We start from the raw sequence: 14,413 nt of genomic DNA, 5'->3' as shown, positions 1-14,413 counted from the left end.
CGTGAACAGTTGGAATTCGGAATGACGCGAGCAAAGCTGTAGACAATACATAGAAAAGAAATGAAAAAGCCTGTAGATTTAATATCTACAGGCTTTAAGCACCTTTTAAAAATGTTATTTGCGGAGAGTCAGGGATTCGAACCCCGGGACCTGTTACAGTCAACAGTTTTCAAGACTGCCGCAATCGACCGCTCTGCCAACTCTCCAGGCTGCGAAAGTATAAAAGGAAATGTTTCTAAAAAAATTTGTTTTACTTTTTTTTATTGAAAAATTTCGTTACCAAGCCATTCCCTGACTGGTATCCCCGGCCGGTTCTTTTTACGTATAGCCGTTATAGGTAGATATTTCTATTATATGTGGCTTCCTTCCACGATTATTTTATGCAGCTTTTTCGTAAATTTAAAGATGAACATATTCTTTGAAGGACCGGTATTATGGTCACAGATAGACGCGAACATGCACCTGCGGCATTCGGCCTATGCCGACTTTGCCGCCCAGGCACGGTTAAGCATGCTGGATAAAATAGGCCTCGATGCTATCCATTTCGTACAACTACAGATAGGCCCTATCCTCTTCCGCGAAGAACTCTTCTATCACCGGGAAATTAGCGCCAACGACAAAGTACAGGTCACCTGCGAAATGACAAAGTGCAAAGCCGATGCCTCCCGCTGGTCTATTAAACATGAAATTTTCCGGGGAGATGGTACCAAATCCGCTACCGTACTCGTAGACGGTGCATGGATTGATACCCGTAAGCGTAAGCTCACAGGCCTCCCGGCAGACTTGCTCGAAAAATTCAAAGCCATTCCACGTAGCGAAGACTTTATAGAAGAAGCCGTCTAAGGCCCCCGGCTACCTCCTGGTAAGCGGCTTGCTGTCGTGCGAAAACGCCTGCCTGCCTGTTTCCAACTCCTTAATAAATGGTAGCTTGTTTTGTAAAAATACGCGGGACGACTGCTCCAGGTAATTGTCCAGCTGGAAGAATTTAGCTGCCCTGGTAGCTCCCAACAGCTTATTCATCCGCCTGAAATAGCGCATTTGTAACCGTCCGAATTCAAGGTCGTTGTTAATGATTTGCCTGGTAAGCGAATTCATTTTACGCTCATCTAGAGAAGAAAACTCTTCATTATACATCCTCAGTAAAGCAATACGCTCCGCTAACCAGGGGCTTTTCTCCGTTTCATACTCCAGGAAGGTGGACTGAAACGCCTGCATTTCTACCGGAGATATCTCCAATAAATCATCCAGGAGCGACTCTTTATTCTTGCCAAAGATTTGTGTCACCAGGTCCTCATCCTGTATAACAACCGCCGCAATAGGGGCGCTCTGAGCACACAACCGCCAGGCGGCACCCAGGATCACCAACAAACATACAAACTTTTTCATGCGCTGAAATTTTAGGATTAATGGCAGGTTCAGCCACTGGCCCAATGCAATCAGGGGTTACGAACACCAGCTCAAAAGGGGTGTAGATGCAGATTTAAGTCACCAAGCAGGTGTAGTGCCCACTACATTTATATGGCAGTGAATCCACCGTTATAGTTAAACAACCAGCTTCCTTAAATAGTTGCAGATTACAAAAAAATGCCCCGGCACTTGGGTGCCGGGGCTATCCTTGTGGTAATAATGTGTGGTGGAATCAATTCATAGATTGATGATTGGCTTCCATAAAGGCATCATACGCCTCTTTTGTCCAGTGCTTATAGTCTTCCAGGTCAATTCCTAACCGCTCATCACGCGCTACTTCCTTGAATTCGCGGCTGTCCCAATAACCCTTTGCCAATGACTGGATGTTCTCCGAAACCGCTGCCGGCGCTTCTTCATAATCAGCAGGATAACTTTTATAGTTACCGATGGCCAGTTCCTGAATTTCTTGTTTTACGGTGTCCTTGCTTAGCTTTGCCATGGTTAAAATTTTTAGTTACCAGGCATAAAACAAAAATGATTCCTCTTTGGTGCCATCACCCACCCTTTTATGATTTCTTTATCTTAAAATTATGTTAACACACCCTATGGCTGTGAATAAGTCACCAGGTCTATTCCTACCCCATTAGGGTCCTGTATTGCGAAATGCCGGTCTCCCCAGGGCTCATTACGTATATCGATCACAATATGCGCTCCTTTGGCTTTTAACTGCCGATAAAGCTCGTCTACATGCGCTACCTCTATGGTCAGGTATACCCCTTTCCCATTAAAGGCAGACCTGAACAAAGGCTGTTGAGAAGCATGTTCCGGCAACAAAAAACTAATAGCAGCAGACTTATCCGGGGTATGCAACAACAGGTAAAAGTCGTTTTCAAACGTAACCCCAAAGCCTAATATATCTGTATAAAACTTTTTACTCTCCGCTATTTTCGAAGTAATGATGCCCGCGTTCATTTTCATCTTAACCGGTTTTGTTTGTGAATAAAGATGGGATAAAAAAAAAGAAAAAGTCAGTAATAACAACCATCGTTTCATTTCCCTGAAATTTTATGACAGCAAAGTTATTATCCGCGCAGGCGCCAACATTGTAAAAATCGGACAAAGTTATTTTTCGAAGACCTGGGAGGGCGTAAGGCCGTACAAACGCTTAAACGCTTTAATGAAATGAGCCTGGTCATAGTAGCCGGCATCCAGGTACAACCTGTTTTTCAGCACTTCCGGAGAGGATTGTAAAATCTGCTGAAACCGGACTACGTTACTGAAAGCTTTGGGGGTGTCGCCTATATATTCCGCAAACAAACGTCGCAACTGCCGCGCACTGATACCCTGGGGTACCTCCTTTTCTATGCTCACCGCACCGGATGTACGCAGGATAAGATCTATAGATTCATAAAACCTGCTGTCTGCATGAATATCAGTTTTTGAGAGAAGTACCAGGAAGTGCTTATCCAGCATCGATTTTATGGCCGTTACCGTTGGATTTCCAGGTAGCCCCTCTCTCGGAAAATGGTATCCCACAGGAGCTACATCTTCTAAAAGGGCCTCCTGGTGGGCCAGTTCAGCAGCATTTACTTTGTACAACTGCGGAAACATGCCAGGCAGAAAACGGATGCCTGCATAGTTGAACGTGGGTCCCAGCGGGAATTCCGTATAGGTATCGCTGAAACCCATTACAACAGGATGCTGCGGGTCATGCAGCTCAAAAAAGATATCTATACAGCCATCAGCCACCACGCGGTAATGATAAGGCGCCGTTAATGGATGTTCGGTTTTCAGCTGCCAGTAACAATAAATAAAATCCTGCAGCCTTATATCCGGTAAAAACTCCCGATACACCACCTCCCCTGCCGCCTGCTTCACGCAGGGCTGAACAGGGGAATAAAGCGCTCTTATGTTGTGTATCCGTTGCATTAAATGATCACCTATCTGCTGCAATTATAACAAAATCGCTTTAATATATGCCTTTCCCCAATTCCCCCATTTACCAATGCTTTTACTAACAGCTATATTCAGCTCTTTGTTATTCACCACTTTCCCCTTTACAGGCGGCTTGATAGCATCTTCTTTAATATCATCTACCAGTACTTTGGTCGCAAACCAGGTAATATGCTCATGTGGCAACGCTACCCCCAGTATCATCCCCGGCAGCCCGCTGAAGGACTCCGGCCCCCCCGGCGTTACAATCGCATCGGTATAAAATGCTACCACATAAATAGAGTCCATGATAATGGCGTTGGCACGCCGGCAATCAAATCCGGCGATTTTGCGGGTTTCATTCGTAATCTTCCAACGGATGGGGCGGATAGAATCCTTCACCATAAACAACTGCTCAAACACTTTCTTCTGTGAAATGCTTTGCATACTGTCCAGCTTTGAATACACTACATTGGTTTCCGCCGGCCCCTCACCCCAGAAAGGATTCTTATTGACCGTTTCATTTTCCCGTCCCGGCTTATACAAAGTAGTATTGTTGGCAAACGAATAATCGAAGTAGGTGACCTGGTATTGGTCCATTCCTTTTTTCAGACCATCCGTCCAGGAATCTTCTTCTCCATTGGTCATCTGGTTCATCCTGGCATGCATGTTCAATCGCTTCTCATATTCAATACGTCCCTGCTGCAGAAAAATAGTATGCTGCGCCTGCATAGATACAGCAGGCACGAAGAGGAGGGTGAGTAAACTTATTTTCTTACAAATGTTTTTCATAACAACTATTCTTTGGGCGCTGCAGCACCTAATTTGTTAAAATTCCAGATAAATGACAACAGGCCATAACGGCCTATGGTGCTATAGGTCGACTGCGTAATCCTGTTGGTAGATACAGATCTGTCAAACCCTATATTCTGATTCAGGATATCGCTCATGGAAAAATTGATCTCCACCAACTCCTTTTTGCCAAACTTTTTCGCAACAGATGCGTTGACGATAGCCACGTTATTATTGCTGGTAAATACCGGTGTTCTTTGGCGGATCATGCAGTTCATATCTGCATGCAACTGAAATTTCAGCGGCAGGTAGATATCCGTGTTAGGATTGATATTAAAAGTCCAGTAGTTAGTTCGCAGGGTATTTTGCACAGAAGATACACTGCTATTGTAATTGGCGCTGGCATCCAGGTACACCTCATATTTCTTTTCCTTCTGTTTGGACGCAAAGAAATTTAATCCAATATTCCCGGATTTTGTCACGTTATATACATCGTTCACATAATTCACATTCCTGTTCATACCTCCATTCACACCGGTACCTATTCTCAAATCTATCGGCGCAATCTTCCAGTTAAAATTTGAATAGAGCCTGGCGTAACTATTACCATTTACGTTGACCGCCTGCGTGGTTCTTTTCCCATTTTCAGCCAATACACTACGCTCGCTGATAGCATTGCTGGTTGTAGAGTAACTCAAACCTACCCATATACCCCTGTTCGTCATTACCTTATAGTCAGAGAAGTTGACATTAAAGTTATTATTAAAAGAAGGCTTCAGATTAGGGTTCCCTATCACCACATTCACAGGATCATCATTCACCAGGATGGGCTGCAACTGGTTAATACCCGGCTGTTGCGTATAGCCGTTATAGCTAATTGACAAGCGGCGCTGCGTGGTCATATTGTACCGGAAAATAGCCCTTGGATACCAGTTAACGAAACTACGGTCCCGCTGACGATCACTGAACATATCCTTCTGTTGAAAGCTGGTCAGCCCCACATTACCGCCCAGGTTGATACGCAGCTTTTTCTTCGTATAGGCGTAACTCAAACCTCCTTTGTGGGTGAGTATATTAAAAGCATAATCATTGCTGTACAACGAATCCATGGCTACATATTTCCCTTCACTGTTCTGGTTGAAGGAAAGCCTGTTGGAATGACTGTTGTCTATATTGACACCATAGTTAAACGCCAGTGAAGATGATTTTGACAATGGTTCTGTATAAGTAATATTACTATTGATGCTAATAGCTTCGTTATTCGTTATTTTACGCTGATCCGTATTCTGTATGGAATCTACCTGTCCCATTTTATAGAAGTTCGTCCTGGCATCCAGTAAGCCTTCCGCATTGGTGCGACTATAATTTTCTGCAAAGAATACAGAAACGGTACGTCCCTTCTTTTTAAACTTCTTACGCCATAAAATACTGGAGTTGATGCCACCGATATCTGATACGGAAGAGGTTTTTCGCTGGCTGTTGTTGACCATGTCTTTATTGACCAATACTTCAGCGGAGTTAAACATCGTTGATATTTTATGATCCAGGCTACCGTCTACCATTAACTTGACGGAAGAACTGGAGTCAAGTTGGTTTTCATAACTGCCACTAAGCCGGTTACGTAGAATACTGTTTTTGAATTGCTCAGAAGAATTATTGTAGTAGGTGGTGTCTTTCAGGATATCCTGTGAAACGGTATTCTTACTGCCATCTACAAACAATTTCATGATCTTGTAGTTGGCATTTACATTTTGCTGGTCCCTGTTCCATTTATTACCATAGTGCAAACCACCGGTTTGCACCAGCGGGTACCCGTTATCCTGGTATCGTCCACTCCAACTGTCGAGGTCATCACCCTGGCTGCTCATTTCAAAGTCGCCATCGTCATTAACGGATATATCGCCATTGCCGGATCCGAACTTCTCACGGTCGCCCCAGCTCAAACCGATCTTGCCGGTGTTGGACACAATCCCAAAGGCAGCCAGCTTTTGTTTTCCTCTGAATACATTTACCATGGCCTCACTATTATGAAAACCCTGATCTCCTGCGCCTGTGGCCAGTTTACCGAAATAACCCCGTTTCTTATCTTCTTTCAGCTGAATATTAATTGTCTTTGATTTTTCCCCATCATCAATCCCTGTAAAATTAGACTGATCACTTTTCTTATCGTATAGCTGCACTTTATCTACCATGTCTGCCCGCAGGTTTTTGGTGACCAGCGTGGGGTCATCTCCAAAAAACTCATCTCCATCTACCAGTACTTTCTTCACAGTTTCCCCCTCCGTGGTAATCTTCCCTTTACTATCTACCTGGAAACCCGGTAGTTTTTTCAGCAGATCTTCCACAGACGCATTGGCCTCCGTTTTGAAGCTGGCTGCATTAAATTCGGTGGTATCTCCTTTCATTTTGATGGCGGCCACCTTTTGCTGGATAACGACTTCCTGTAACAACCGGGATCGCTGCGTAAGCATAATTTTATCCAGGTGCACCAGGGAAGTGTCAGATAACGTTAAAGACTCTACGTAGTCAGCAAAGGCAGGATAGCTAATCAGCAACACATACTTACCAGCGGGAATGCCCTTTAGTTCAAAGCGACCTTTTTCATCACTTCGTGTAAACTTGACTAGTATAGAATCTTTGGCATTGAGAAGGGCGATTACCGAGTGTGATAATTGAACGCGATTAAGTGTGTCTACCACATTTCCTTTTACAGCAGCCTGCTGTGCCAGACAGAGTTGCGTTGTGAGCAGACAAAGGATAAATCCTATTATTTTTTTCATTGTGGGTAAATACAGGTTGTTGGGTACAGATGCAATGCCGTTAAAATTCCATAATAAAATCTGAACTTTTATCGCTGTGTGTGATAAACATCTGTTAAATGATAACCTAGTTATCATGTAGAGAAAGAAGGGATTAACAAATCTCTCTGCTTTTACATGGCACTGGAAATTCAATCACGTCATTTTACCGAAGCTCAAATTCACTTTTCAAACGTATGTCAGCAGATGAAGCGCCAATCATTATTTCAAACATACCCGGGTCAGCCATCCATTGCAGGCTGTTATTGAAATAAGAAAGTTTTTCTTTATCCACGGTAAAATGAATCGTTTTATTTTCTCCGGGTTCCAGCCGGATCTTTTTAAAGTCTTTTAATTCCTTTACGGGCCTTGCTATCGTAGCTGCTTTATCCCGGAGATATAACTGCACAGTTTCTTCGCCGGCATAAGCGCCGGTGTTAGTGAGGGTAAATGAAACGTCCATTTTGTCTTTAAGACCAAATGTTGTCTTATCCAATTTCAGGTTATCATATTTAAAGGTCGTATAGCTCAACCCATATCCAAAAGGAAACAACGGATCGTTGGCCAGATCCAGGTAGTTGGAATGAAACTTTTCAGTAGGACCATCCCCCTGGGGGCGGCCTGTATTTTTGTGATTGTAATAAATGGGGATCTGCCCAACATTGCGGGGAAAGCTCATCGTCAATTTCCCTGACGGATTATAATGACCGAAAAGTACATCGGCCACTGCATTGCCAGCCTCTATACCCGGGAACCATACCTCCAGCAAGGCCGTAGCCAGATCATTTTCAGTGGTCAGTGTTAATGGACGACCACTCATTAATACCACTACCAGGGGCTTACCGGTTTGCGCCAATGCACGTAATAATTGCTGCTGACTTCCCGGCAATCCGATGTCCGATCTGCTGGCTGCTTCGCCGCTCATCTCCGAGGCTTCTCCAACCACGGCCACAACTACATCGGCTTTATTGGCCGCAGCTACTGCTTCCGTCCGGAGTTGCTCCGCTGATGTGGGATCAATATCAATCCGCTCACCAAATACATTTACTTTCTTGGCAAAAACGCTGTCATCACTGATATTAGCGCCTTTGGCGAATAATATTTCTGCACTGTTACCTACTGCACTTTTTATACCCTCCAGTATAGGCACGGCTGCCTGCGGATCGCCATTCACCGCCCAGGTGCCCAGCATATTATTTTTGTTATTGGCCAGCGGTCCTATCAGCGCAATAGTGCCCGATTTCTTCAACGGAAGTACCTCTTGACTATTTTTCAGCAATACGCAGGAACGGGCCCCCAACTCCCTGGCAGCCTTTTTCTTATCTGCACTTAAAATTTCGTGTCCCGCGCGGTTGTCATCACAGTAACGGTAAGGATCTTCAAACAATCCAAGTTTGTATTTGGCCTCCAGTATACGACGGCAGGCATCATCAATCTGTCGTTGCGTGACTTTGTGCTGCTGCAGCGATGGCGGCAATGTGGTGAGATAACCCTCTCCTACCATATCCATATCTACCCCGGCATTCAATGCCAGCGCTGATACCGTTTGCAGGTTTCCCATACCATGTGCCATCATTTCATTGATAGCGGTATAATCTGTTACCACAAAACCCTTAAATCTCCACTGTTTCCGCAGCAGGTCTGTCATCAGCCATTTATTGGCTGTAGCGGGAATGCCGTCTATTTCATTGAATGATGTCATTACACTACCGGCGCCTGCGTCAATAGCCGCTTTGTACGGAGGAAGGTAATATTCATACATTTTAATGCGGCTCATATCAGTGGTATTGTAATCCCTTCCGGCTTCTGCTGCACCATATAAGGCAAAATGTTTCACACAGGCCATAACGGTATTATTAGCGGCAAGATCATCCCCCTGGTATCCCCGCACCATGGCCGCAGCGATTTTTGAACCCAGGTAAACATCTTCTCCCGAACCTTCAGCTACCCGTCCCCAACGTGGATCACGGGCAATATCCACCATAGGCGAATATACCCAGCATAATCCATCGGCACTGGCTTCTATCCCTGCCAGGCGTGCACTATGTTCAATCAATGCCATATCCCAACTACAGGATAAACCAAGTGGAATAGGGAAAGTGGTTTTATATCCGTGGATTACATCTGATCCAAACAACAATGGAATTTTGAGCCGACTCTTGCTGACGGCCAATTGCTGCGCTCTGCGGGTTTTTTCCACACCAATTACCCCAAATAAGCCACCTACCTGACCTTTACTGATCTTTGTTTCTACATCTGCACTCACCACGGCGCCAGTAGCCACACCTCCACCAGGTGTAAGCAGGTTCAGCTGACCAATCTTTTCTTCCAGGGTCATCTTACTCATCAGCCCACTAATGAAAGCATTCATTTTGGCGGTTGTTGCCGGTATTTGTGCATGAAGTGGTAATAAACCGATGATACCAGCTATCAGAAGAGAAAAAAAAGGGGGTTTCATACGAGCATATTTAGATGGCAAAAAAAAATTTTGTATTACCTGGCCACGGTTATAAATGTACGAAGACCACGGTAATGCTGTGGCCACTGATCTTATTTTTCTTCATCCGGAGGTACATATTAAATAACTGGCACAGCATATGGTGCTAACCGACAGCATTTCTAATTTTCCATGTAAACGTTATTAACGTATTTTTAGTGTAATCCTATTATAACCCTTTACAGAAAACTCAATACAAAAGTTAAGACCTATTTCTACCGGGCAACACGGAACGCTCGTTTTTACATCATTGTTAAACGCCTGTATATGATAGCACCTGTTTACAACAGCTCTTAAGGCCAACAGATAATGTATTATTCACCTGGAAAAAACCCAAACAACCTGCTCCTCAACAGCAGCAGCCATGTTATTGCCTTTACATTTTAATTTCTACTTATGAAAAAAACGTTAACCGGCATTGAACGCAATTTGTATGCCCACAAGAAAATGCGCGCAGCCATCCTTCTTTTTTTGTCGCTCTTCCTGATCCTGCTACAGACGACTGCAGCACAGTCGCAGGACATAAAAATCAGTGGTAAGGTTACAGGAGGCAGCTCCGGTTCTCCCTTACCTGGTGTGACGATCGCGGTAAAAGGCACCACTCGTGGAACAGTCACCAGGGACGATGGTACCTACAGCATTTTAGCTCCGTCGAATGCTACGTTGGTAGCCACGTTCATTGGATATGCCAATAAAGAAGTACCTGTTGGCAATCAAACGGTCATCGATATTGCCCTGTCTGAATCTGTCACCCAGGTAGAACAGGTAGTGGTAGTAGGTTATGGCGTACAACGCAAAGTGGATATTACCGGGGCCATTACGCAGGTTAAAGGAGAAGAAATATCCAAACAACCTGCACCGAACGCCATCAGCGGTTTACAGGGAAAAGTAGCCGGCGTGCAGATCACCAACAGCGGCAAGCCCGGCGCAGCACCTAATATTAAAATCCGGGGAGCCGGTACCATCTATGGCAGCCCTAATCCACTATATGTGATAGACGGTGTCTGGTATGATGATATCAGCTTTTTAAATCCGGGAGATATCGAAAATATGAGTATCCTGAAAGATGCATCCAGTGAAGCCATTTATGGTATCCGGGCCGCCAATGGTGTAGTGCTCATCACCACCAAAAAAGGAAAAGCAGGCAAACCGGCAGTTAATTACAATGGGTTTGTCGGATTTCAGCGCGTTACCAACAAAGTAAAAATGGCCAATGGCCATGAATACGCCATCCTMGTCAATGAACTAAGTAAACAAAATAATCAACCCAACCTGCTGAATCCGGATGAATTCGGCGAAGGCACCAACTGGTATAACCAGGAGCTGCGAAATGCCATGATCACCAATCACCAGCTATCTATCAGTGGGGGTACCGAAAAATCTACTTATAGTTTGTCTGTGGGGTACCTTAAACAGGAAGGCATCGTAAAAACAAATGATTTTACCAGGGTAACTGCAAGACTACAAAACGATTTCCAGGTATTTGAGCCGTTGAGAATAGGTTATACCGTGACTGCCGCAGTATATAATTCCAATGATGTGCCCGATGCCATTTTCGGGCAACTATATAATTCCGCCCCCATAGTGCCGGTGCATAATCCGGATGGCTCCTATGGTGATCCCAGTAAATATAATCTTGGTAGTGGCGCGGCCAACAACCCACAGGCAACACTGGACTTCTATGATCAAACCTCGAAAAGACATGTAGTTACAGGAAGTGTGTATGCAGATCTGCGCTTCGCGAAACATTTTACTTTTCATACTAGCGCAGGTGGCGAATATGGCGATAGTATTATCCGCAATTACACACCGGTGTATGCCGCTACCGTTGTGCAGCGGAATAATGTCAGTACATTAATGCGTACAGCTACCGACCGTACCAACTGGATCGTGGAAAATACATTGACATACGAAAACAAATTCGGTGATCATGATTTGCGTGTACTCGCCGGTCAGTCGGCCCAGCAATACAAACTCTATAAACTCATTGCTTCCGCGCAGAATGTACCCAATAACAGCGAAGGAGACCGCTATCTGCGACTCGGAAATGCCGATGGAAGAGAGGTGAAAGATGAAGGGGATCTTTACACAGTGGCTTCCTATTTTGGCCGTTTGAATTATGCGTACAAAAATAAATACTTGTTAACAGCCTCCATTCGTGCAGATGGCTCTTCCAAATTCTTCGGTGACCAGCGATGGGGATATTTCCCATCCATAGGTGCAGGATGGGTGATCAGCCAGGAACCTTTTCTGAAAAATACAAACATCTTTGATAACCTGAAACTGCGTGCCAGCTGGGGTAAAATCGGGAATGCATCTATTCCTTCCAACGTTTCTGTGCTGAGGGTAGCCCAGGACCCTTACCTGACGGCCATTTTCGGTGGCATCATCAACACAGGCGCCAGTATCAATTCTGTGGTAGCGCCGGTGACATACTGGGAAAGAGCAGTAGGTACCGATGTTGGCCTGGAAGCCAGCGTATTACAGAACAGGTTATATGTGGAAGCCGGCTTTTATAACCGGGAAACACAACGGGCCATCTTTAATGTACCCTTCCCCGGATCGGTAGGTACCCAATCCAGCACCATCATTACCAATCAGGCCAATATCCAGAACCGGGGTTGGGAATTTACGGTGAACTGGAAAGATGAACCTGGCAATAAAGACTTCAGTTATTCGATCGGCGCCAACCTGGGTATCAACAACAATAAGGTGCTGTCTGTGGAAAGTGGTAATAATCCTATTTATGGCGGCGGTGGCGCTGCTACCGGAGGAGCGCTGGGAACACGTACCCTTGTAGGTCAGCCCATAGGCCAGTTTTTTGGTTACCAGGTAGATGGAATTTTTCAGACCGATGCGGAAGCCGCAGCCTCTGCCCAGCCGAAAGCCAAGGCAGGAGACTTTAAATACCGCGATGTGAGCGGCTCACATGGCACACCGGATGGAAAAATAGATTTTAATGATCGTGTAGCACTGGGTAATCCAAATCCGAAATATACCTATGGCATCAATACTTATTTTTCTTATAAACAGTTTGATCTGGCAGTTGACTTCCAGGGGGTGGCAGATGTAGACGTATATAACGCCAACATCGGACTACGTTTTGGAAATGAAAACTTCACAAAGGATTTTTATGATAAACGCTGGCACGGGGAAGGTACCTCCAACACCTATCCTTCCGCCTTCATCGGTGGCAGGCAAAACTATCTGCCCAGCTCCTTCTTTGTAGAAAGCGGCGGTTATTTCAGGATCAGGAACATACAACTTGGTTATCGTTTTCCAACTGAGCTGATCAACAGATGGAAGATGAAAAATCTCCGGCTGTACCTGAATGCACAAAATGCTTTCAACTTTTTTAAGTATCGCGGATTTTCACCTGAAATTGGTGGCACACCTAACAACGTTGGCATCGACAACAGTGTGTACCCATTATACGCTACCTATAATTTCGGTGTAAACGTCACATTCTAATCAAATCACTACGATCATGAAAAATAACCACATATATTACCAATTGCGTATAGCCGTTTACTTGATGCCGGTCCTGTTAGCGATGACAGCCGGTTGCGGAAAAAGTTTCCTCGATGTGCCTCCACAAGGCCAGCAGCCAAGCCAACAATTCTGGCAGTCAGAAGCAGATGCTACCAAAGGCGTGAACGCCATATATGCCAATCTCCGTGAATGGAAACAGGTAGGCTTCGCCGCGCTCGCCATCGAAAGTCTGGGTGCCGATGATACAGAAAAAGGCAGCACACCTTCTGATGCCAGCTTCCTTACCAACTTCGACAATTTCAGCGCCTCTCCCACAGAAGGACAGATCCTGGAGTTCTGGCAGGGACAGTACCAGGAAGTCAATTTCTGCAACCAGGTGATCGACAATATTCCCAACATCAAGATGGACGCAGCCCTGAGAACCCGCTACCTCGCCGAGGCCAAGTTCGTAAGGGCCTACGCCAATTTCCGGCTGGTACGCGCATTTGGTGATGTTCCGCTACGGTTACATCTTCCAAAAACACCGGATGATTACAATATCGCCAGAACACCCGCAACAGAAGTATGGACGGCTATTGAACAAGACCTCACGGAAGCTGCAACAGCGCTGCCTGTCAGCTATCCGGCTGCTGATAAAGGACGTGCTACCAAAGGTGCAGCATTATCGCTACACGCTAAAGTAGCGATGTACCAAAAGAAATGGTCAGATGTACTTAACTATACTAACCAGGTGATGCAACTGGGATATACATTATTCCCGAATTATGAACAATTATTCCGCATTCCAAATGAAAACGCACCTGAATCTGTTTTTGAAATACAGGCACAATTGATTCCCGGTAATGCAGATGCCTCCAATTCTCAATACTCCCAGATACAGGGGGTAAAAGAACAGGTAGGCGGCGGCTGGGGTTTTAATGTGCCCACCGTCAACCTCGTCAACGCCTATGAACCTGGTGATCCCAGGCGCGATGCCACCATCATTTTTCGTGGCGAAATCACGCCGGAAAAAGATACAGTTTCACCTACCGGTGTAAATCCCCGGTTTAACCAGAAATCATACGTGCCTTTTAAACTTTTCGTTAGCGGCTATAAAGAAGGAGCCGATCAGAACATCCGCGTCATCCGTTATGCAGAAGTACTACTGATGAACGCTGAAGCCGCCAATGAACTGGGAAATGCCACGCAGGCCCTTTCTTCGCTCAATGCAGTAAGACTACGCGCCAGAAACGGTTTAACCGGTATATTACCTGATATAACCGTAACAGAAAAAGTAGCCTTGCGCAATGCTATCTGGCAGGAAAGACGAGTGGAACTCGCCATGGAAAACGATCGCTATTTTGATGTGATCCGTCAGGGACGTGCACCACAGGTATTCGGACCACTGGGTTTCGTAACCGGTAAAAATGAAGTATGGCCGGTTCCACAAAATGAAATAGATGTGAGCGCAGGCAAACTGACACAAAATCCCGGATATTAACGACTATAAACTGTA

At 45.2% G+C, this 14,413-nt stretch carries 10 protein-coding genes and 1 tRNA gene; 3 read left to right on the top strand and 8 right to left on the bottom strand.

Translation table 11 applies throughout. From position 1 onward, the window contains the following. Positions 1 to 121 precede the first annotated feature (121 nt). Positions 122 to 206 (bottom strand) — tRNA-Ser (locus AC1DCV_RS31130). A 199-nt stretch (positions 207 to 405) separates the two neighbouring features. Between AC1DCV_RS31130 and AC1DCV_RS31125 the strand changes: the two genes are divergently transcribed. After that, on the top strand, positions 406 to 843 hold the full coding sequence (locus AC1DCV_RS31125; RefSeq protein ID WP_477026830.1) for an acyl-CoA thioesterase: 438 nt from the start codon (positions 406 to 408) through the stop codon (positions 841 to 843). Between the two features lie 9 nt (positions 844 to 852). Here AC1DCV_RS31125 and AC1DCV_RS31120 read toward each other — a convergent pair whose 3' ends face one another. The 7 genes from AC1DCV_RS31120 to bglX all read right to left on the bottom strand — a co-directional run bounded on the left by AC1DCV_RS31120 (position 853) and on the right by bglX (position 9,387). After that, positions 853 to 1,386, bottom strand: a complete 534-nt coding sequence (locus tag AC1DCV_RS31120; RefSeq protein ID WP_477026829.1) for a hypothetical protein — start codon at positions 1,384 to 1,386, stop codon at positions 853 to 855. A 253-nt stretch (positions 1,387 to 1,639) separates the two neighbouring features. Continuing rightward, positions 1,640 to 1,906, bottom strand: coding sequence for a hypothetical protein (locus AC1DCV_RS31115; protein WP_441578377.1), 267 nt, complete (start codon positions 1,904 to 1,906; stop codon positions 1,640 to 1,642). A 104-nt stretch (positions 1,907 to 2,010) separates the two neighbouring features. Continuing rightward, complete coding sequence (locus AC1DCV_RS31110; RefSeq protein WP_477026828.1) at positions 2,011 to 2,385, bottom strand: VOC family protein; 375 nt, start codon at positions 2,383 to 2,385, stop codon at positions 2,011 to 2,013. A 144-nt stretch (positions 2,386 to 2,529) separates the two neighbouring features. Next, complete coding sequence (locus AC1DCV_RS31105) at positions 2,530 to 3,336, bottom strand: AraC family transcriptional regulator (RefSeq protein WP_477026827.1); 807 nt, start codon at positions 3,334 to 3,336, stop codon at positions 2,530 to 2,532. 24 nt (positions 3,337 to 3,360) lie between these two features. Continuing rightward, positions 3,361 to 4,131 carry a GLPGLI family protein gene (locus tag AC1DCV_RS31100; RefSeq protein ID WP_477026826.1) on the bottom strand — a complete coding sequence of 257 codons (771 nt, stop codon included), beginning with the start codon at positions 4,129 to 4,131 and terminating at the stop codon, positions 3,361 to 3,363. A gap of 5 nt (positions 4,132 to 4,136) precedes the next feature. Continuing rightward, complete coding sequence (locus AC1DCV_RS31095; RefSeq protein ID WP_477026825.1) at positions 4,137 to 6,911, bottom strand: outer membrane beta-barrel protein; 2,775 nt, start codon at positions 6,909 to 6,911, stop codon at positions 4,137 to 4,139. Positions 6,912 to 7,095: 184 nt separating this feature from the next. Further along, positions 7,096 to 9,387: a beta-glucosidase BglX gene (gene bglX / locus AC1DCV_RS31090; RefSeq protein WP_477026824.1), complete on the bottom strand. Its 2,292-nt coding sequence runs from the start codon at positions 9,385 to 9,387 to the stop codon at positions 7,096 to 7,098. 435 nt (positions 9,388 to 9,822) lie between these two features. On the opposite strand from bglX, the gene AC1DCV_RS31085 reads away from it, so the two are divergent. Both AC1DCV_RS31085 and AC1DCV_RS31080 read left to right on the top strand, forming a co-directional pair. Beyond that, a complete protein-coding gene (locus AC1DCV_RS31085) occupies positions 9,823 to 12,897 on the top strand; it encodes a SusC/RagA family TonB-linked outer membrane protein (RefSeq protein WP_477026823.1) in 3,075 nt (1,024 codons plus the stop codon). 16 nt (positions 12,898 to 12,913) lie between these two features. Continuing rightward, complete coding sequence (locus tag AC1DCV_RS31080; RefSeq protein ID WP_477026822.1) at positions 12,914 to 14,398, top strand: RagB/SusD family nutrient uptake outer membrane protein; 1,485 nt, start codon at positions 12,914 to 12,916, stop codon at positions 14,396 to 14,398. Positions 14,399 to 14,413 lie beyond the last annotated feature (15 nt).

It is taken from the genome of Chitinophaga sp. 10T418 (genome assembly GCF_056394125.1).
The sequence above is the reverse complement of the archived record's forward strand: the minus strand, read 5'-3'. Positions and strand labels throughout refer to the sequence as shown.